This window comes from Dactylosporangium darangshiense (assembly GCF_039537565.1).
Lineage (GTDB): Bacteria > Actinomycetota > Actinomycetes > Mycobacteriales > Micromonosporaceae > Dactylosporangium > Dactylosporangium darangshiense.
In genome coordinates this window covers 43,319-61,134 of record NZ_BAABAT010000017.1, presented here as the reverse complement: position 1 = coordinate 61,134, position 17,816 = coordinate 43,319, and the positions used below count along the sequence as shown (strand labels likewise).

The 17,816-nt window shown below is 73.8% G+C and carries 20 protein-coding genes; 12 read left to right on the top strand and 8 right to left on the bottom strand.

Annotated features, from left to right (window positions below; all coding sequences use genetic code 11):
- Position 1: 1 nt before the first annotated feature.
- Together ABD901_RS28435 and ABD901_RS28430 are read right to left on the bottom strand one after the other, a co-directional pair.
- Positions 2-514, bottom strand: coding sequence for an SAV_6107 family HEPN domain-containing protein (locus ABD901_RS28435; RefSeq protein ID WP_345131039.1), 513 nt, complete (start codon positions 512-514; stop codon positions 2-4).
- A 402-nt stretch (positions 515-916) separates the two neighbouring features.
- A complete protein-coding gene (locus ABD901_RS28430) occupies positions 917-2,101 on the bottom strand; it encodes a winged helix DNA-binding domain-containing protein (RefSeq protein WP_345131037.1) in 1,185 nt (394 codons plus the stop codon).
- A gap of 108 nt (positions 2,102-2,209) precedes the next feature.
- On the opposite strand from ABD901_RS28430, the gene ABD901_RS28425 reads away from it, so the two are divergent.
- Genes ABD901_RS28425 through ABD901_RS28395 form a run of 7 tightly spaced genes read left to right on the top strand, consistent with a single transcriptional unit; the run spans position 2,210 to position 8,138 of the window.
- Positions 2,210-3,151: an EamA family transporter gene (locus ABD901_RS28425; protein ID WP_345131035.1), complete on the top strand. Its 942-nt coding sequence runs from the start codon at positions 2,210-2,212 to the stop codon at positions 3,149-3,151.
- Between the two features lie 31 nt (positions 3,152-3,182).
- Entirely contained in the window at positions 3,183-3,671 is a 489-nt protein-coding gene (locus ABD901_RS28420) for a YbaK/EbsC family protein (protein ID WP_345131033.1), read from the top strand.
- A 47-nt stretch (positions 3,672-3,718) separates the two neighbouring features.
- A complete protein-coding gene (locus ABD901_RS28415; RefSeq protein ID WP_425556725.1) occupies positions 3,719-4,369 on the top strand; it encodes a monooxygenase in 651 nt (216 codons plus the stop codon).
- A complete protein-coding gene (locus ABD901_RS28410) occupies positions 4,366-4,902 on the top strand; it encodes a GNAT family N-acetyltransferase (RefSeq protein WP_345131029.1) in 537 nt (178 codons plus the stop codon). Before ABD901_RS28415 ends, ABD901_RS28410 begins: the two co-directional genes overlap by 4 nt.
- 10 nt (positions 4,903-4,912) lie before the next feature.
- Positions 4,913-5,650 carry a carotenoid biosynthesis protein gene (locus tag ABD901_RS28405; protein WP_345131027.1) on the top strand — a complete coding sequence of 246 codons (738 nt, stop codon included), beginning with the start codon at positions 4,913-4,915 and terminating at the stop codon, positions 5,648-5,650.
- Complete coding sequence (locus tag ABD901_RS28400) at positions 5,638-6,711, top strand: glycosyltransferase family 2 protein (RefSeq protein ID WP_380138649.1); 1,074 nt, start codon at positions 5,638-5,640, stop codon at positions 6,709-6,711. The genes ABD901_RS28405 and ABD901_RS28400 overlap by 13 nt, the downstream gene beginning before the upstream one ends.
- Positions 6,699-8,138 carry a phytoene desaturase family protein gene (locus ABD901_RS28395; protein WP_345131025.1) on the top strand — a complete coding sequence of 480 codons (1,440 nt, stop codon included), beginning with the start codon at positions 6,699-6,701 and terminating at the stop codon, positions 8,136-8,138. The genes ABD901_RS28400 and ABD901_RS28395 overlap by 13 nt, the downstream gene beginning before the upstream one ends.
- On the opposite strand, the gene ABD901_RS28390 is transcribed toward ABD901_RS28395, so the two are convergent.
- Positions 8,122-8,490, bottom strand: coding sequence for a hemerythrin domain-containing protein (locus ABD901_RS28390; RefSeq protein ID WP_345131023.1), 369 nt, complete (start codon positions 8,488-8,490; stop codon positions 8,122-8,124). The two genes, ABD901_RS28395 and ABD901_RS28390, sit on opposite strands and share 17 nt — an antisense overlap.
- Positions 8,491-8,555: 65 nt before the next feature.
- On the opposite strand from ABD901_RS28390, the gene ABD901_RS28385 reads away from it, so the two are divergent.
- A complete protein-coding gene (locus tag ABD901_RS28385) occupies positions 8,556-9,020 on the top strand; it encodes a MarR family transcriptional regulator (RefSeq protein WP_345131021.1) in 465 nt (154 codons plus the stop codon).
- A gap of 249 nt (positions 9,021-9,269) precedes the next feature.
- On the opposite strand, the gene ABD901_RS28380 is transcribed toward ABD901_RS28385, so the two are convergent.
- Positions 9,270-9,935 (bottom strand): CDP-alcohol phosphatidyltransferase family protein, encoded by a 666-nt coding sequence (locus ABD901_RS28380; RefSeq protein ID WP_345131020.1) that lies wholly within the window; start codon positions 9,933-9,935, stop codon positions 9,270-9,272.
- Positions 9,919-10,839: a methylenetetrahydrofolate reductase [NAD(P)H] gene (gene metF / locus ABD901_RS28375; protein WP_345131018.1), complete on the bottom strand. Its 921-nt coding sequence runs from the start codon at positions 10,837-10,839 to the stop codon at positions 9,919-9,921. The genes ABD901_RS28380 and metF overlap by 17 nt, the downstream gene beginning before the upstream one ends.
- 177 nt (positions 10,840-11,016) lie before the next feature.
- On the opposite strand from metF, the gene ABD901_RS28370 reads away from it, so the two are divergent.
- Both ABD901_RS28370 and ABD901_RS28365 read left to right on the top strand, forming a co-directional pair.
- Positions 11,017-12,660, top strand: a complete 1,644-nt coding sequence (locus ABD901_RS28370; RefSeq protein WP_345131016.1) for an NsdA family TPR-like regulatory protein — start codon at positions 11,017-11,019, stop codon at positions 12,658-12,660.
- A gap of 10 nt (positions 12,661-12,670) precedes the next feature.
- Positions 12,671-13,735 (top strand): polyprenyl synthetase family protein, encoded by a 1,065-nt coding sequence (locus ABD901_RS28365; protein WP_345131014.1) that lies wholly within the window; start codon positions 12,671-12,673, stop codon positions 13,733-13,735.
- On the opposite strand, the gene ABD901_RS28360 is transcribed toward ABD901_RS28365, so the two are convergent.
- The 3 genes from ABD901_RS28360 to ABD901_RS28350 are packed head-to-tail and all read right to left on the bottom strand — an operon-like array spanning position 13,671 to position 14,679.
- Complete coding sequence (locus ABD901_RS28360) at positions 13,671-14,012, bottom strand: lycopene cyclase domain-containing protein (protein ID WP_345131012.1); 342 nt, start codon at positions 14,010-14,012, stop codon at positions 13,671-13,673. The genes ABD901_RS28365 and ABD901_RS28360 overlap by 65 nt on opposite strands.
- On the bottom strand, positions 14,009-14,329 hold the full coding sequence (locus tag ABD901_RS28355; RefSeq protein ID WP_345131010.1) for a lycopene cyclase domain-containing protein: 321 nt from the start codon (positions 14,327-14,329) through the stop codon (positions 14,009-14,011). Before ABD901_RS28355 ends, ABD901_RS28360 begins: the two co-directional genes overlap by 4 nt.
- A gap of 2 nt (positions 14,330-14,331) precedes the next feature.
- Complete coding sequence (locus ABD901_RS28350; protein ID WP_345131007.1) at positions 14,332-14,679, bottom strand: Rv2175c family DNA-binding protein; 348 nt, start codon at positions 14,677-14,679, stop codon at positions 14,332-14,334.
- A gap of 193 nt (positions 14,680-14,872) precedes the next feature.
- Here ABD901_RS28350 and ABD901_RS28345 point away from each other — a divergent pair, with 193 nt between their 5' ends.
- On the top strand, positions 14,873-16,843 hold the full coding sequence (locus ABD901_RS28345; RefSeq protein WP_345131005.1) for a Stk1 family PASTA domain-containing Ser/Thr kinase: 1,971 nt from the start codon (positions 14,873-14,875) through the stop codon (positions 16,841-16,843).
- Complete coding sequence (locus ABD901_RS28340) at positions 16,843-17,715, top strand: deoxyribonuclease IV (RefSeq protein WP_345131003.1); 873 nt, start codon at positions 16,843-16,845, stop codon at positions 17,713-17,715. The genes ABD901_RS28345 and ABD901_RS28340 overlap by 1 nt, the downstream gene beginning before the upstream one ends.
- The last annotated feature ends 101 nt before the right edge of the window (positions 17,716-17,816 follow it).

The window sequence follows — 17,816 nt, the reverse complement described above, 5'->3', positions numbered from 1 at the left end:
GTCAGCTGGCCAGGCCCTCGAGGCGCGGCTGGTACGAGTAGCCCAGGGCGACCTCGACGACCGCGATGAACTGCTCGGCGGCGCGCATCAGGTCGTCGGCCTCGCGGGCGGTGACCACGCGCGGGATGCCGGCCTCGGCGGCGGAGCGCTTGCTGGCGCCCGCGGCGAAGAACGACGCCCACTCGGTCAGCTCCGGGGCGACGAGCACGAGCAGGGACCAGACGCTGGTGACGCGGCTGCGGCGGCCGGGTGCGGCCGGGACGGCGCGGGCGGCGAGCACCGCGGCGGCGGCGCGCAGGGCGGCCAGGTGGGCGGTGGCGTAGCGCATGCCCTCGGCGCGGATCTCCGCGGCCTCCTCGAGGCCGTGGCGGGCCATGGTCAGCAGCTCGCGCGGGGTGCGGTGGGGAAGCGCGTGCGCGGGGACCGGGAGCTGTTGCCGGGACGCACCGGCGCCCGGCGCGGGGGCCGGGAATCGACTGACGTTGGACGGGCTGGTCGAACGGTTCGTCGGCATCGGTGCTCTCCCTCTGTGGTGCGTCGGCAAGTGTGTGCCTGCGGTGGTGCTGCCTGCCGTGCCGCTGCGGGGGGAGTCACAGCGTCACGCTGGTCGAACGGGTGCCGTGCCCGCGATGGGCGACGGCGTGCCGGCCGGGCGTGGAGCTTCCCCACACCACACCCGGCCGGCTGGGTCGCCGCCCGTCGCCCGGGGGTCGTGGGCGACGAGCGGCGGCCCCGCCTGAGGCCAGACCCGCGAAAATCCGGCCTCCGCGGTGTCGCGGACCGCGCTCGGGTTGGACGCCGCGAATCGTCGTTTCCCGAAGCAGTTCGAACACTCGTTCGATGGAGTAAGACTACACCGGGGAGGGCGGGGGGTGGCAATGGTTGGGGGAGAATTTTCGAACAGGCGTTCGCACGATCACTCCCAGGCTGCGGTAAGGGGTTGGCCGAGGAACCGGGCCAGGTCCGTGACCTCGGCCTCCAGCGCCGCACGGGCCTCGGCGGGCAGCGCGTCCGGGCCGTCGAACGGCTGGAGCGCCACCTTCCGGCCGGCGCGTCGCCACAGGCCGGCCACCCGCCCGCCGACCAGCAGCGTCGCCGCCACCATCCCGCCGCCGGCGTTGACCCGCTTGGCATGCTCGGCCCCCACCACGAAATCGCGATCCCGATGGCCGAGCAGCACCGTGTCGAACGGCCCGAGCAACCGCGCCGGCAGATCACCATCGGCCGCCGGTGCATCACCGGAAACCGGCGTCGAACCATCGGGCGCCGGCGAAGCGCCGAGAGGCTCCGGGGCACGGGCACGCCGATCGGCCACCGGTGCATCACCGGAAACCGGCGTCGAATCATCGGGCGCCGGCGAGGCGCCGAGCAGCTCCAGGGCACGCCGAGCGGTCCCGATGGGCAGCCCGGACCAGGCGGCGAGGTCGGCCGCCCCGTCGTCGTCCAGCGGCCCGTAGCCGGCGACATAGCGCCGTGCCAGCTCGCGCAGCGCGGCGTCGCCCTCGAAGCGGCGCGGCCCGCCGGCCGCGCGGGCGGCCCGGACCTCCTCGGCCAGGATCACCGACGGGCGGCCGCCGGCGAGGTCGGGGCCGCGGCAGAGCACCCCCGCGGCCGCCGCATACGCCACCAGGTGCGCCGGGGCCTGGCCGGTCGGGTCGATGCGCACGCCGCGCCGGGCGAGCCGGGCGATCAGCTCCGCGCGGTCCATCGGACCCGCGCCGGCGAGGATGCCGGGCATCTCGGCCAGGGCGCGCTCGGCGACGGGGTCCTCGACCCCGAGCTCCTCGCGCCGACGCCGGCCGCCGGAGCGGTTGAGCGGGCCGAAGATCGCGGTCAGCCAGTCGAGGTCGGCGGCGGCGACCAGGTGCAGGGTGCCGCGCATCAGCCAGGTGCGGGCCAGCTCTCCCCCGGCCAGCGCCCGGTCGACGTCGGCGGCGACGAGCAGCCCGCTCGTGCGCGCCCGCACGGCCAGCCGGGCCGCGGACCAGGACTGCGCCTGTATCCCCACGACCCGCTCGACCGCGTCCAGCACCCCGCCGGCGGGCGGCCCCGCGAGCAGCTGGGACCGCATCCGCCGAGCTCGAAGCTCGTCCTGCCGCATACCCGCACCATAGCGAGGGGGTACGACAAAAACCTCGGCAAAGAGCCTCGGCAAGACCGCACGGTAAGGGGCGAAAAAACCAACACCCCTGACCGCTACGCTCAGCGGGTGAACCACCAGCCCCGCCCCGCCGTCGGCGTCGCGATGGTGCTCGCCGGCAGCATCCTCTTCGCCGTCAACGGGACCGTCTCGAAGCTCGCCTCCGCGACCGGCATCGACGCGCCGCAGCTGACCACCCTGCGCGCCAGCGGGGCCGCGCTCGGCCTGTTCGCGCTGGCGCTGGCGCTGCGGCCCAAGCGCCTGCGGATCACCCGGCGCGAGGTGCCGATGCTGGTGGCGTACGGCCTGGCGGGCTTCTTCCTCGTCCCGATGCTCTACTTCGTGGCGATCAACCGCATGCCCGTCGGCATCGGCCTGCTGTTCGAGTACACCGCCCCGGTCCTGGTCGCCCTCTGGGCCCGCTTCGTGCAGGGCCACGCCGTGCGCCCGCGACTGTGGGCCGGCCTCGCCGCCTGCCTGGCCGGCCTCGCCTGCGTCGCCGAGATCTGGGGCCGGCTGCGCCTCGACGCGCTCGGCGTTGCCGCCGCGCTGACCGCCGCCGTGCTGCTGGCCGCGTACTACCTGCTCAGCGCCCGCGGCGTGACAGAGCGCGACACGCTGTCGCTGACCGCGTACGCGTTCGGGGTATCCGCGCTCGCGGGCGCCGCGGTCCGCCCGTGGTGGAACTTCGACCTCTCCGCGCTGGGGGCCACCAGCGAGACCGGGCACCTGCCGGTGTGGCTGCTGCTGGTGTACATCGTGATCGGCGGCTCCATCGCCCCATACCTGCTGCTCGCGGGCGCCATGCGGCACCTGCCGCCGACCAGCGTCGGGATCATCGGCATGTCGGAGCCGGTGGTGGCCACCGCCGTGGCCTGGCTCGTGCTGCACGAGCATCTGAACGCGGCCCAGATCGGCGGCGGCGCCCTGATTCTGTTCGGAGTCGCGCTGGCAGAGACAGCCCGGGTCAAGGCCGAGCCGAGCGACCCCGCACCCGTGCCCCCGAACTGAGGTACCAGAGACGAAAGGCAAGATGGAACGCATGCAGCCTCATCCAAACGTCCAGGCGATCCAGGACGCGCTGGACGCCGCCGGTGCGCGCGACGCGGCCGGCGGGCCGTGCCGGGTCAAGGTGCTCACCGACGCCGTGCACACGGCGGCCGCCGCGGCCGAGGCGCTCGGCATCGAGGTCGGGCAGATCGCCAACTCGCTGATCTTCAACGCCGACGGCGAGCCGCTGCTGGTGCTCACCTCCGGCGCGCACCGGGTCGACACGGCCAAGGTCGCCGCGCTGCTGGGCCTGGCGAAGGTCAAGCGCGCCGATGCCGACTTCGTGCGCGAGCACACCGGGCAGGTCATCGGCGGCGTCTCGCCGCTGGGGCACCCGAAGCCGGTGCGCACCCTCGTCGACGTCGACCTCGAGCAGTTCGACGAGGTCTGGGCCGCGGGCGGCATCCCGCAGGCGGTCTTCCCGATCACGTACGCGGAGCTGGTGCGCGTCACCAGCGGTACCACTGCAGAAGTGGCGTGATCGTCCGGCTCCACGTCTGGCGGGTGCCGCCGCGCGCGGTGCCCGCCATGTTCTGGTCCATGGCCGTCGATCGCCGGAAAATCCGGAAAAATGCCCACTTCGCCAAGCTGCTGGGGACCGGCCGCCGCAGCGACTTCGGCGTCGGCGCGGCGGACCTGACCCGCTGGGCCGCCCTGATCGTCGCCGACGAGCCGGTTACGCCGCCGATGCGCGGGGCGAAGACCAGCTGCACGCTCACGCTGGAGCCGATCGCCAGCCGCGGCACCTGGTCCGGATCCACCCCCTTCAACCCCCTAAATCATGAAATATCGGATAAGTCCGGATTCGGTCACGAATCTGGACTTATCCGGAAGAACTCGAACGCACCGATCGCCGTCCTCACACGGGCAAGATTGCGGCCCCGGAAAGCGGTCGCGTTCTGGCGAGCCATCGATCCCGTGGCCCGCGACCTGCGCGCCGCCGAGGGGCTGCACTGCGCCTTCGGGGTCGGGGAGGCACCCGTAGGATTCCAGGGCACAGTGAGCGTCTGGCGCTCCGCGGCGGACGTCGTGCGGTTCGCGTACCGTCGTCCCGAGCATGCCGCGGTCGTGGAGCGCACGGCCACGCAGGGCTGGTATGCGGAGGAGCTGTTCGCCCGGTTCCGCGTGCTCGGCATCGACGGCGACCGAGAGGTGATCGGGTGGAGGGACGGCCAATGAGGCTGGTTCGGTGGCGCGGGGAGGACCTGCTCGATCGCCTCGACGACGTCATCGCCGTGTACGGCGAGGCCATGGGCTACTCCGTGCAGCTGCTGCAGACCCGCCGCGGCTACGTCGCCGGGCACACCCGCCGCGAGTCGTTCGAGGCGGTCGCGACGCTCGACGACGACAACAGCCTGCTCGGCTTCGGCTACGGGTACCGCGGCAGCTCCGGGCAGTGGTGGCACGACCAGGTGCGCAACGCGCTCAAGCGCGACGCCCGCAAGTACTGGCTGGCCGACTGCTTCGAGCTCGTCGAGCTGCACGTCCGCCCGCACGCGCAGGGCCACGGCATCGGCGCGCGCCAGCTCTACGAGCTGCTCACCCAGGCCGCGCACCAGACCGTGCTGCTGTCCACGCCCGAGGCGCCCGAGGCGACCTCGCGGGCCTGGCGGCTGTACCGCCGCTTCGGCTTCGTCGACGTCCTACGCCACTTCAACTTCCCGGGCGACGACCGCCCCTTCGCCGTCCTGGGCCGGCAGCTGCCCCTGTGACCAGCCCGCTGTGAAACTGTGGATCGGCCTCGCCGCCCTGGTGCTGGCCGAGATCGGCTACCCGCTGACCGAGGGCCGGGCGCGGGCGGCGCTCGTCGTCGTCACCGTGTGCCTGGGCTTCCTGCTGTCGATCGCACACGCCGCCGCGACCCGCGGGCCCCGCGCGGCCGGCCTGCTGGCGCTGGTCACCGCCGGCGGCGGGTTCGCCGTCGAGGCCGCCGGGCGCGCCACCGGCTACCCGTTCGGCGACTACGACTACACCGGCGCGCTCGGGCCGCGGCTGCTCGGCGTGCCGCTGGTGATCCCGCTGGCCTGGACGTGGATGGCGTGGCCCGCGTGGGTCGCGGCGGCGCGCCTGACCTCCCGCCCGGTCGCGCGGATCGCCGTTGCCGCGGTCGGGCTCGCCGCGTGGGACCTGTTCCTCGATCCACAGATGGTTTCCCAGGGGTACTGGCTGTGGCGCACGACCACCCCCGCCCTCCCGGGCGTCGACGGCATCCCGCTCACCAACTACCTGGGCTGGCTGGCCGTGGCGCTGGCGCTGATGGCCCTGCTGCGCCTCGCGCTCGGCGACGACCCCGCGCGGCCGGGCGCCGATGCGCCGATGTACGCGATGTACCTCTGGACGTACACCTCGAGCATCCTCGCCCACGGGATCTTCCTGGGCCTGCCCGCCTCGGCCGCCTGGGGCGCCGCCGGCATGGGCCTCGTCGCGATCCCGCTGGCGGTGCGGCTGTGGCGGCGCTGATCGGGTGCGCGGCCCTGCTCGCGCTGCTGGTGCACACGCTGGTCAACGCGCGGCTGCTGCGCCGCCCGCCCGCCGCCGCACCGCCCGCGGAGGCGGTCACGGTGCTGCTGCCGCTGCGCGACGAGGCCGCGCGGGCCGAGCCGTGCCTGCGCGCGCTGCTGGAGCTGCCGCCGCACGTGCGCATCCTCGCGCTCGACGACGGCTCGACGGACGGCACCGCCGAGCTCGTGCGGCGCATCGCGGGCCCGCGGGTGGAGCTGCTGACCGGCAGGCCGCTGCCGCCCGGCTGGCTCGGCAAGCCGCACGCCTGCCAGCAGCTCGCCGATGCCGCTGGGGATTCGGCGGTACTCGTATTCCTCGACGCCGACGTCGTGCTCACGCCTGACTCGATCGGCCGCGCGGCCGCGCTCCTGCGAAGCGCCGGGGCGGACCTGCTGAGCCCGTACCCGCGCATCGAGGGCGCCGGCGAGCGCCTCGTCCAGCCGCTGCTGCAGTGGTCGTGGCTGACGTTCCTGCCGCTGCGGGCGATGGAGCGCTCGCACCGCCCGTCGCTGGCTGCGGCCGGCGGGCAGTTCCTGGTGGTACGCCGCGACGCCTACGAGCGCGCCGGCGGCCACGCGGCGGTGCGGGACAAGGTCCTCGAGGACATCGAGCTCGCCCGGGCGGTGAAGCGGGCCGGCGGGCGCATCGCGCTCGCGGACGGTTCGGCGCTGGCGCGCTGCAGGATGTACAACTCCTGGCCAGAGCTCTTCGACGGCTACTCGAAGAGCCTGTGGGCCTCGTTCGGCTCGCCGCTGGGCGCCGCGGCCGTGCTCGCCGTGCTGCTGGCGCTCTACGTCGCGCTGCCCGCGGCCGTCCTCTTCGGGCAGTGGGCGGGCCTGCTCGCCTACGCCCTCGCCGTCGCGGGCCGCGCCGTCGCCGCCCGCGCGAGCGGCCGCCGCGCGTTCCCGGGCGCGCTGGCGCACCCGGCGTCGGTGGTGCTGTTCGCGTGGCTGGTCGTGCGCTCGTACCGCCGGCGCGGGCGCGCGACGTGGAAGGGGCGCCCGACATGGCAAGGGTGATCGTCGTCGGCGCGGGCGTCGGTGGCCTGGCGGCCGCCGCACGGCTCGCCGCGGCCGGGCATCGGGTCGACGTGTTCGAGCAGGCCGGGACGGTCGGCGGCAAGCTCGGCCGGCACGAGCGGGCGACCGCAGCCGGCGTGTTCCGCTTCGACACCGGCCCGAGCCTGTTCACCCTGCCGCAGGTCGCCGCCGAGCTCTTCGCGTCGACCGGCGGGGGCGGGCTGGACCTGGTGCCGCTGGACCCGATCGTGCGACACCACTTTCCCGACGGCTCCACATTGGACTCGGCCGCGGGCGAGGCGTTCGCCGAGCGGATCGCCGCGGCGTTCGGCGCCGAGGCGGCCGCGGACTGGCGGCGGCTGTGGCGACGGGCCGGGCGCGTCTGGGCGGCGTCCTGGCGGCACGTGCTTACCGCGCCGGTCGACTCCCCGCTGCGGATGGCCGGCCTCGCGTGGCGCCTCGGCGACCTCGCCGCGATCGCGCCGGGCCGCACGCTGCGGGGCCTCGGCCGCACGCACCTGCGTGACCCGCGGCTGCGGATGCTGCTGGACCGCTACGCGACGTACACCGGCGCCGACCCCCGCCGCGCACCGGCCGCGCTGCTGGCGATCCCCTACGCCGAGCTGGCCTTCGGCGGCTGGTACCTGCGCGGCGGCCTGGGCACCCTCGCCGACGCGCTGCTGGCGCGCTGCGAGTCGCTGGGCGTACGCGTGCACACCGGCGCCGCCGTGCGCTCGATCGCCGTCGCCGGCTCCCGCGCGGCCGGAGTCGTGCTCGCCGACGGCGCCCGCGTCCCCGCCGACGTCGTGGTGGCCAACGCCGATGCTTTGCACGTGTATCGCGACCTGCTGCCATCGCCCCGCCGCGCGGCCCGGCTCGCCGCGCGCAGCCTCGGCGGCTTCGTGCTGCTGCTCGGCGTGCGCGGCCGCACTCCGGGCCTGGCGCACCACACCGTCTTCTTCCCGCGCGACTACGACGCCGAGTTCGACGCCATCTTCGGTACCGCACCCGCGCCCGTCGCCGACCCGGCCGTCTTCGTCACCGTCGCCGACGACCCGCTGGTGCGCCCGGTGGGGTACGAGGCCTGGTTCGTGCTCGTGAACGCCGCGCCGCAGGGCCCGGTCGACTGGCGGGCGGCGGGGCCGGCCTATGCGGACCGGGTGCTCGAGGTGCTCGCCTCGCACGGCCACGACGTCCGCGAGCGGCTGCTCTTCCGGGACGTGCTGACGCCGGCCGACCTCGAGGCCGCCACGCGCTCCCCGGGCGGGGCGATCTACGGAACGGCCGGCCACGGGCTGCTCCGGCCGCCCAACCGCACCCCGGTGGCGGGGCTGTTCCTGGTCGGCGGATCGGTCCACCCCGGCGGGGGCCTGCCGCTGGTGATGCTGTCCGCGAAGATCGTCGCGGATCTCATCGGAGCCGCCTGATCAGCGGTACCAGCTCCCGTTCCTCCAGCGCGAAATGCTCGTCGAGCTCCCGGCCGAGGCGGTCCAGCACCGCCGGATCGGGCTCCTCCTCCAGCTCGGCGATGCGCCGGGCGATGTCGGCGTGCTCGGCCCGCAGCCGGGCGAGGACCGGCGCCGAGGCCGGGAACTGCGCCTCGAGGCGCGGGAACACGGCGTCCTCGTTGCGGTGGTGCGCGCGCAGGGCCGAGCAGAAGGCGAGGCAGTGCAGGAGCGGGTCCCGCCGAGCCGCGTCCAGGTCCGTCCGCAGCGCGGCGTGGATACGCGCGAGCTCGACCCCCGCGGCGCGCAGGCGACCGTCGTCTTGGTTGGTCATCGCTATCCTCGGTTTGCCGTGGTGAACATTTGCTTTGCAAGCAAAGCTAATTTGAGGAGAAAGCAGTGTCAACGTCGGTCGACGACGCGATCCGAACTTTGCTGCTACTCATGCCGCGGCTGGTCGGCCGCGCGAAGCGCACCCCGGTCCCGCCGGAACTGTCGTCGTTCAACCTGGCGCCGCGGCATTTGTCCCTGCTGGCGTACCTGTTGTTCGAGGACGAGCTGGGCGTCAACGAGCTCGCGGCGCGGCTCGAGGTCGCACCGGCGACGGTGAGCCTGATGGTCGGCGACCTGAGCCGGAAGGGCGTCCTGCTGCGGCGCGAGGACGAGACGGACCGGCGCCGGACGATCGTGAGCATCGCGCCGGAGCACCACGCCTCGATCGACGCCTGGCTTGGCCGCGGCGCTTCGGCCTGGCGGACGGCGCTGTCGCCCCTGACGCCGGAGCAACGCCGCATGTTCCTCGACACGCTGCTCGCGTACGAGCGCGCCATCGGCGAGCCCTCTGACGGGCCTTTACCCGGATAAATCCGGCGCTGGCGCGCCAGATTTATCCGACATTTCACGATATTCGTCGCGTCGGGCGACAGCTGCCACTTCCACGCGGTCGTGCCGACGCTTTCTCTCCACGATCACGCGTTCTTCGGGCCGCCTGGAGGCCGGTTTTGCATGATCTTGGAGACATAACGTACCCAGGGCGGCATTATCGCGCAAAACCGGCCCGTAGGAGGGTCGAAAACGCGTGATCGTGGAGAGAAAACGCCGCCGACGACCCGGTCAGCGCAGGGAGCGGCGCACGGCGGCGAGCAGCTGGGCGAGGCCGATCAGCGACACCGCCAGCGCGATCGCGAGGGTGGCGGTGGGGACGCGGGGGTCCAGGGACGCCAGCAGGAGCCCGAAGACGGCGATCAGAATGCGGGTCGGGCGCTCGGCGATCGTGACGGTGCCGATGTCGCTCATGCCGGCGACGGCCGCGCGGGCCCGGACGTACTCGTGCAGCCACATCGCGCCGCCGCACGCCGCGGCCAGCCAGGCGGGCGCGCCCAGCAGGGCGAAGGCGACCAGCCAGGCGGCCTCGGACAGGCGGTCGGCGACGGAGTCGTAGACCTGGCCCAGGCGCGTCGCGCGGTCGGCCACCACGGCCAGCACGCCGTCGATGGTGTCGGCGAACGCGGTGAACAGGACCAGCAGCGCCGTCCACGGGGCGGCGGCCGGGGCAACGGCGGCTGTTACGGGTACCGCTGCGGAGGCCAAAATGCCGGCCAAGGTCACCGCGTCGGGGTTGCGCACGCCGCGGCGAGCCAGGGCCGCGCCCATGCCGTGGCACAGGCGCAGCCAGCCACGGACCGGGGCGGGGGCCGTTCGCGGGTCGTAGCCGCCGTGTGCGGAGGACCAGCGTTGGCAGTACCCGTCCCAGTCGAGTGGTTCAGGCCGCCCGCGCACCGACGCCGAGCTGCTGCCACACCTCGCGGGTCGCAGTCGAGCGGTTGAAGGTGATGAAGTGGATGCCGGGCACGCCCTCGTCGAGCAGGCGCTGGCCCATCTCGGTGGCGTGGTCGATGCCGAGCCGCCGCACGGCCTGCGGATCGTCGGCGATGCGTTCGAAGCGCGCGGCCAGCGCCGGCGGGAAAGGAGCGCCGGACAGCTGTTGTGAGCGCGCGATGGTACCGATGGCAGTCACCGGCATGATCCCGGCGACGATCGGGGTGTCGCAGCCGGTCGCCGCCACGCGATCGCGCAGCCGCAGATAGTCGTCGACGTCGAAGAACATCTGCGTGATCGCGAAGTCCGCGCCGGCCCGGCACTTGCGCACGAAGTTGGCGGTGTCGGACTCCACGTCGGGCGAGCGGGGGTGCTTGTACGGGAACGCGGCGACGCCGATGCTGAAGTCGCCGGCCTCGTGGACGAGCCGGACCAGGTCCTCGGCGTAGAGCACGCCCTCGGGGTGGCGGACCCACTCCCCCATCGGGTCGCCGGGCGGGTCGCCGCGCACGAGCAGGAAGTTGCGGATGCCGGCGCCGGCGAGCTGCCCGATGACGTTGCGCAGCTCGGCGATCGAGTGGTTGACCGCGGTCAGGTGCGCCATCGGCAGCAGCGTGGTCTCGGCGGCGACACGCTCGGTGACCGCCACGGTGGTGTCGCGCGTGGTGCCGCCGGCACCGTACGTGATCGACACGAACGACGGCTGCAGCGACTCGAGCTCCCGGATCGCCTGCCACAGCTGCCGCTCCCCCTCGGGCGTCTTCGGCGGGGAGAACTCGAACGAGAACGTGGGCCCGTGATGCGCGATCAGGTCGCCGATCGACGCGGGTCCACCAGCCATGACAGAGGGAAGTCCGAGAGCCACGCCCTGACTGTAGTGCCCAGAGCGTGCCGATACGCACTTGATCTTGGGCGGGGAAATTCTGTCGTACCTCTGGGGTAGAACGGGGGCGGACATGGGTTTGGGCGGGGCGGCGGCTCCCTCGACCGGAGCCGCGCATCGCCGGCTCACGACGGCTCGCAAGGCGCAGGGGGTGGAGCAATGCGTGGAATGCCCGGCCGGGCGGACGGCGACCCGGCCGACACCGAGACGTTCGGCGCCCTACTCACCCGCCTGCGCCTGGCCCGGGGCTGGTCGCAGCTGCGCCTCGCGGAGATGCTGTGCGCGGCCGCCGGCGTGCCGACGATCACACGCCACGAGGTGTCGCGCTGGGAGCGCGGCGAACGGACACCGGGCCCGCCGTGGCTGGCCTGGCTGGCATTTGTACTGCAGGCGCCACTCGACGAGCTGGAGCCGGCCGCCGCCAACTCGCGCCGCCGCCGCGTCCCCGACGGCCCGCAACCGCCGGGCGAACGACCACGGCCCCCTGCGGCGCGGAGCCCAGGGCGTCGTCACGGATCGGATCCATCGGACATGAGGCACGAAATGGGTGAGGAGCGGGTCGCCGAGCTGCGGCGGATGGACGACCTGTTCTCGGGCGCGGAACTGGTGCGGATCGTGCGCGACGAGCTGGCCGCGGCGCTGCGGCTCGGTCGTGAGCGGCCCGACGGCTGGGTGCTCGGGCTGATCGCGCAGCTGGCGCAGCTCGCGATCTGGGCCGGGGTGGACGCCGGCGCCGCGATCGGCGGGCGCGCCGTCTCGGCGCTCGCCCGGCGGGGCGTGCGCGCGGCCGCCGAGGGAGGGCACCGCGCGCTCGCCGGGCACCTGCTCGGCTGCCTCGCGCAGCTGCATGCGGAGCACGGCGACGGACCCACGGCGATGCGGTTCGCGCGGGCGGCGCGGACGGCGGCCGCGCCCGCCGACGCCGGCACGCTCGCGGCCCTCTGGCTCCGGCAGGCGGCGGCCGCGGCGGCGTGCGGGGACCGCGCCCACTGCGATGCGGCGCTCGCGGCGGCGCAGCGAGCGCACGGGCTGCGGACCCAGGAGCACGACCCGCCCTGGCTGTACTGGCTGGACGACGCCCACCTCGCCGCCGCGGCCGGGCGGTGCCAGGCGACGCTGGGGCGCCACCGGCTCGCGCTGCCGCTGCTCTCCGCCGCCCTCGCACCGGCCGGCGTTGCATCGGCCACGGCGCCGGACCGGGCCGCGGGTGGTGCGACGTCCGCCGCGGGGCCCGGCCCTGCAACCGGGCGGGCGGCGAGCATCGGCGCAGCGAGGCCGGCCCGCGGGGCGGACGGCGCAGAGAACGACGGGCGACACGGAGCCGGAGCGGCCCACGGGGCGGACGACGCAAAGAACGACGCGCGGCGCGGAGCCGGAGCGGCCCGCGGGGCAGACGGCGCAGGGAACGACGGGCGGCGCGGAGCGGGAGCGGCCCGCGGGGTGGACGGTGCCGGGCCCGGGCGGCGGGGTCGGGCGCGGGACGGGTCGCGGCCGGGTGGGACGACACGGGCGAACGGGGGTGGGCAGGTGCGGCTTCGGGCGGCAGGGCTGGTGCACGGCGGGCGGGCGCGGGCGTTCCTGGCCGCCGGGGAGCGGGATGCCGCCTGCGCGGCGGCGATCGAGGCGCTCCTGGCCGGGGTGAGCAGCGGGTCGGTCCGGGTGTTGCGGGAGGTGGAAGGCGTCCGCGGGCGGCTGCTCGGCGCGGCGGACTATCGCGATTTTTCGGAAATGTACGAATCTTTGCGGCGCCTGCGAGGAGGTCGGGAGGGCACCGGCGCGGCGACAGGCGGCGAGTCGAGCTAGCGTCTCAGCCGTGACGCACCCCTTTCTCGACCGGGCCGAGCTTCGCGAACGGGTCCGGCGCGCCCTTGACGGGTTTCTGCGGCGGCGGCGCGAGCGGCTGGCCGAGATCGAGGACGTAGCGCTCGCGCCGGTGGCGGACGCGATCGAGGCGCTCGTGCTGGGGGGTGGGAAGCGGTTGCGGCCGGCGTTTGCGTACTGGGGGTATCGCGGGGCCGGCGGGGCCGACGCCGACGAGATCGTCGGTGCGGTTGCGGCGCTCGAGCTGGTGCAGGCCAGTGCGCTCATCCATGACGACGTGATGGACGGGTCGGAGACCCGGCGCGGGGAGCCGGCGGTGCACCGGCGGTTCGCCAACCTGCACGGCGGGAACGGGTGGCGCGGGGACAGCGACGGGTTCGGGACCTCGGCGGCGATCCTGCTCGGGGACCTCTGCCTGGTGTGGTCCGACGAGATGCTGCACGCCAGCGGGGTGGATCCGGTGACGCTCGCGCGGGCGCGGCCGGTGTTCGACGACATGCGGACCGAGGTGACCATCGGGCAGTACCTGGACGTGCAGACGCAGGCGACCGGGGACACGTCGACCGCGCGGGCCTCGTTGGTGGCGCGGTTCAAGTCGGCGAAGTACACGATCGAGCAGCCGCTGGTGTTCGGGGCGGCGCTGGCGGGCGACCTGGGTGCGACCGCCCGGGCGTACTCGGCGTTCGGGCTGCCGCTCGGCGAGGCGTTCCAGCTGCGCGACGACGTGCTCGGGGTGTTCGGGGACCCGGCGGTGACCGGCAAGCCCGCCGGGGACGACCTGCGCGAAGGGAAGCGGACCTACCTGATCGCGGCCGCGATCGAGGGAGCGGGTGCGGCCGTCTTCGACGAGCACCTGGGCGATCCGGAGCTCGACGAGCACGGGGTCGCGCTGCTGCGCAAGACGATCGTGGACAGCGGTGCGCTGCGGCGCACCGAGGAGCGCATCGCGGACCTCACCGCGGAGGCGCTGGGAGCACTCGCCGCGGCAGACGTCACGGACGAGGCGCGGGAGGTTCTGACGGGCCTGGCCCAGGCGGCGACGCAGCGCGCGGTCTGAGGAACGTCCAGAGCGACAGCGTGGCCAGCACCAGGGCGAAGCCGAAGGCCAGGTCCTCGACGGGGGCGTGCACCAGGCGCAGGCCGATGATCGCCGATGGGCGGTAGAGGACCACGCCGCGGCCGGTCAGGATGCCGTTGGAGAGCAGCTGGAAAGCGAACACGATCGGGTACGCGCACCAGAAGACCCGGCCGAGGACGAGGCGTGTGCGCAGGAGGAGCACATCGAGTACCACCGCGGAAATGACCCCGATGGCGGCGGCCGCGGTGTAGGTCATCTGCGGGACCAGCGGCGCAGCGTCAGGCGGGTGGCCTCGAAGCCGAGGATGGCGCAGACCGGGACGACCAGGAAGAACAGCAGCTCCTCGATCGGCAGGCCACCCGGCAGGATGACGCCGGTGATCTGGCGCGGGTCGAAGGTCCAGTGGCCGGCGTGGATCGCCAGGAGGTCCCAGGCCACGAAGACGGCCGCGACCGGCGCGACGGTCAGCACGAGCCGCCGCGCCTGCCGCAGGACACCCACCTTGAGCAGCGGCTCGAGCCACAGCGCGCCGGCCAGGCAGCCGGCCAGGACCAGCAGGTAGGTCCAGCGCACCGTCAGAAGCCCAGGGCCTGCGCGCGCCGTTTGACCTCCGTGGCCCGGTTGCCGCGCAGCGCCTCGGCGGGCGTGCCGGGCAGGGACTCGTCGGGCGTGTAGAGCCACCGCAGGGCCTCGTCGTCGTTGTACCCGGCGTCGTACAACAACGTCAGCACGCCCGGCAGGTGCTTGACCACGCCCGTCTCGGCGATGAACTCCGCGGGGACGCGCAGCACGCCGCTCTCCCGGACGGCGATCAGCGAGTGGTCGCGGACCAGTTGGTGCACCCGGTTGACGGGGATGCCGAGGCGCTCCGCGACCTCGGGCATGGTCAGCCATTCGGCCGGGCTGGCAGGTTGTTCGCTCACATCAGCAGATTAATGCTCAGGCGGCGGCGATGAAGGAACGGGCAACAGACGACGGCATCCCCCCTCGCCATCACTCTCCGTGTCCGATTGGTCGCCCTCACCGTGCCGGACGAAGCGCTCGAAATGGGATGAAACAGCGAGGACGGTGGCGGGCGCTGAGGATTCGCCCCCTCCAGCCGTACACTCGCAGCCAATGGATACCACGGTCGCCGATCCGCTTCTCGGTGCGCTTGTAGACGGGCGCTACCGCGTTCGCTCGCGTGTCGCCAAGGGCGGCATGGCGACGGTTTACACGGCGCTGGACGAGCGCCTCGAGCGCACGGTCGCGCTCAAGATCATCCACCCGGCGCAGTCGCGTGACCCGCATTTCGTCGACCGGTTCACCGACGAGGCGAAGACGATCGCGCGGCTCACCCATCCCAACGTCGTCGCCGTGTACGACCAGGGCACGCACCACGGGCTGCCGTATCTGATCATGGAGTACGTGCGCGGCGCGACGCTGCGCGAAGTACTCGCCGAGCGGCGCCGCCTGCAGCCGCAGGAGGCCCTGGCGATCATGGAGCAGATGCTCGCCGCGATCGCCGCCGCGCACCGATCGGGCCTCGTGCACCGCGACGTCAAGCCGGAGAACGTGCTGGTCGCGGAGTCGCCGGGCGATCAGCACAACCTCATCGACGGCGTGGTCAAGGTGGCCGACTTCGGCCTGGCCCGCGCGGTCGAGGCGAGCGCGGACGAGACCGGCTCGCACCTGATGGCCACCGTGGCCTACGTCGCGCCCGAGCTCGTCACCGACGGGCACGCCGACCCGCGCACCGACGTGTACTCCTCCGGCATCGTGCTGTTCGAGATGCTCACCGGCCGGGTGCCCTACGAGGCCGACCGCCCGGTGGAGGTGGCCTGGCAGCACGTGGACCGCGACGTGCCCTTCCCGTCGCGATACGTGCCGGGCCTGCCGCCGCAGATCGACGACCTCGTCGCCCGCGCCACCCGCCGCGACCCGGGCGGCCGCCCGACCGACGCCGGCGCGATGCTGGCCGAGGTGCAGGCGGTGCGCGAGGACATCGGCACCGCGATGAACAACCGCGCGCGCCCCGTCGCGCCGCCGACCGTCGTCGTGCCGCGGGTCGAGTCGGTTCCTCGCATGGAGCCGACCTCGCAGATGTACCAGGCGACCCGCCGCCCCTCCTGGGCCCGGCTGCCCGCCTCCGCTCCCCCGCAGGCGGTCGGCCGCCGGCACCGCACCGAGCCGGAGCCCGGCGGCGGCATGGCGGGAGTGCTCGAGCGGATCAACGCCAACCCGCGCACCCGGCTCGCCGTGATCGCCGCGTTGCTCACGTTCGGCCTGCTCGTCGCGGTCGGCGGCTACTGGTTCGGCGTCGGGCGCTACACCGACACCCCCGACCTGACCACGAAGACGAAGGAGCAGGCGGCGCACCTGGCCTCCACCGCCGGCTTCAAGGTCAAGTTTGCCGACCCGAAGTTCGACACGAAGATCCCCAAGGATCAGGTCCTCTCCCAGGACCCGCCGCCCGGCGGGCGCATCCTCGACGGCGGCACGATCACGCTGACGCTGTCGCTGGGCCCCGAGGTGTACAAGGTGCCGGACATCGCCGGCAAGGTGTGGGACCTGGCGCAGGTCGACCTGCAGGCGATGAACCTGGTGGGCAACCGCGCGGACAAGTTCGACGACGCCGTGCCCGCCGGCTACGTGGTCAGCACCGACCCGCCCGTCGGCACGCAGGTGAAGCCCGGCCAGGCGATCACCGTGTTCGTCTCCAAGGGCCCCAACCCGGTCAAGGTGCCGCTCGTCGTCGGCAAGCAGGTCGAGCAGGCCAAGTCCGACCTCGCCAGGGTGAAGATCCAGCTGGGCAAGGTCGAAGAGGTCGACAGCGACAAGCCCAAGGGCGAGGTCGTCGCGCAGAGCATCGGCGACGGCAACAGCGTTACCGACGGCATGGTCATGGACCTGCAGATCTCCAAGGGCCCGGCCCAGATCCCGATGCCCGAGGTGCGCGGCATGCCGCTCGACCAGGCGCGCGCTCAGCTCGAGGGCCTCGGCCTCGTCGTGGACGCGCAGGGCTTCGGCACCGTGCGCCAGCAGAACCCGCAGCCCAACACCCCGGTCGTCCCGGGACAGCACGTCAGCCTGTTCGCGTTCCTGTGATGGACGCGCTCGTCATCCCCGTCGGCGGGCACGCGCCCGCCGCGGGGGGCCTGGCCAAGGCCGCGCTGCGCTACGTCGAGCAGACGTCGGCGACGGCGGTGCAGGTGTACGTGTCCAACCCGCGCGGCTGGGCCCTGACCGCCGGCGACCTGCAACAGGACGATGCCTTCCTCAAGGGCTGCGCGGACCATGGCGTCACGGCATACGTCCACGCGGCCCTGCTCGTGAACCTCGGCTCGCCGACCGAGGCGACGGTCGAGCGTTCCGTCGCCACCCTCGAGCACGCGCTGCGCCGGGGCCGCGACATCGGCGCCCGCGGCGTCGTCTTCCACGCCGGCTCGGCGGTGGACGCCGAGCACGCCGAAACCGCCTTCTCGACGGTACGCCGGGTGCTGCGCCCGCTCCTCGACCAGGCCGAACGCGAGGGCTGGCCGCCCCTGCTCGTCGAGCCGAGCGCCGGCGGCGGACGATCCCTCGCGTCGCGGGTGGAGCACCTCGCCGAGTACCTGGCGGCCGTCGACCACCACCCGCATCTGGGCGTCTGCTTCGACACCTGCCACGCGTGGGCGGCGGGCCACGACCTGGCCACGCCGGGCGGCATGACGGAGACGCTCGACGCCCTGGTCACCGCCGCGGGCGCGGATCGCCTGTGGCTGATCCACGCCAACGACTCGAAGGACCCGTGCGGCTCGACCCGCGACCGCCACGAGAACCTCGGCCAGGGCACGATCGGCGCGGCCGCTTTCGCGGAGCTGTTGTCGCACCCGGCGGCCCGCGGCGTACCCCTGATCGTCGAGACCCCGAGCGGCACGGACGCCGCGTCGCACGCGGCCGACATCGCGCTCCTGCGCTCGTCGGCCCCGGCGCGCTAGCCCGACATGTCGGGCGCTGACGCGCCACGACATGTCGTATTTATACCCGGCCAGGCGTGAAATCGGGTATATGGCGTTTTTTCATACTTCCGCTTGACAGG

Bases quoted from the DNA above. Each gene is read 5' to 3' on its own strand.
- ABD901_RS28435 (WP_345131039.1), bottom strand. From the start codon at position 514: ATGCCGACGAACCGTTCGACCAGCCCGTCCAACGTCAGTCGATTCCCG.
- ABD901_RS28430 (WP_345131037.1), bottom strand. From the start codon at position 2,101: ATGCGGCAGGACGAGCTTCGAGCTCGGCGGATGCGGTCCCAGCTGCTC.
- ABD901_RS28420 (WP_345131033.1), top strand. From the start codon at position 3,183: ATGCAGCCTCATCCAAACGTCCAGGCGATCCAGGACGCGCTGGACGCC.
- ABD901_RS28415 (WP_425556725.1), top strand. From the start codon at position 3,719: ATGTTCTGGTCCATGGCCGTCGATCGCCGGAAAATCCGGAAAAATGCC.
- ABD901_RS28410 (WP_345131029.1), top strand. From the start codon at position 4,366: ATGAGGCTGGTTCGGTGGCGCGGGGAGGACCTGCTCGATCGCCTCGAC.
- ABD901_RS28395 (WP_345131025.1), top strand. From the start codon at position 6,699: ATGGCAAGGGTGATCGTCGTCGGCGCGGGCGTCGGTGGCCTGGCGGCC.
- ABD901_RS28390 (WP_345131023.1), bottom strand. From the start codon at position 8,490: ATGACCAACCAAGACGACGGTCGCCTGCGCGCCGCGGGGGTCGAGCTC.
- ABD901_RS28370 (WP_345131016.1), top strand. From the start codon at position 11,017: ATGCGTGGAATGCCCGGCCGGGCGGACGGCGACCCGGCCGACACCGAG.
- ABD901_RS28360 (WP_345131012.1), bottom strand. From the start codon at position 14,012: ATGACCTACACCGCGGCCGCCGCCATCGGGGTCATTTCCGCGGTGGTA.
- ABD901_RS28345 (WP_345131005.1), top strand. From the start codon at position 14,873: ATGGATACCACGGTCGCCGATCCGCTTCTCGGTGCGCTTGTAGACGGG.
- ABD901_RS28340 (WP_345131003.1), top strand. From the start codon at position 16,843: ATGGACGCGCTCGTCATCCCCGTCGGCGGGCACGCGCCCGCCGCGGGG.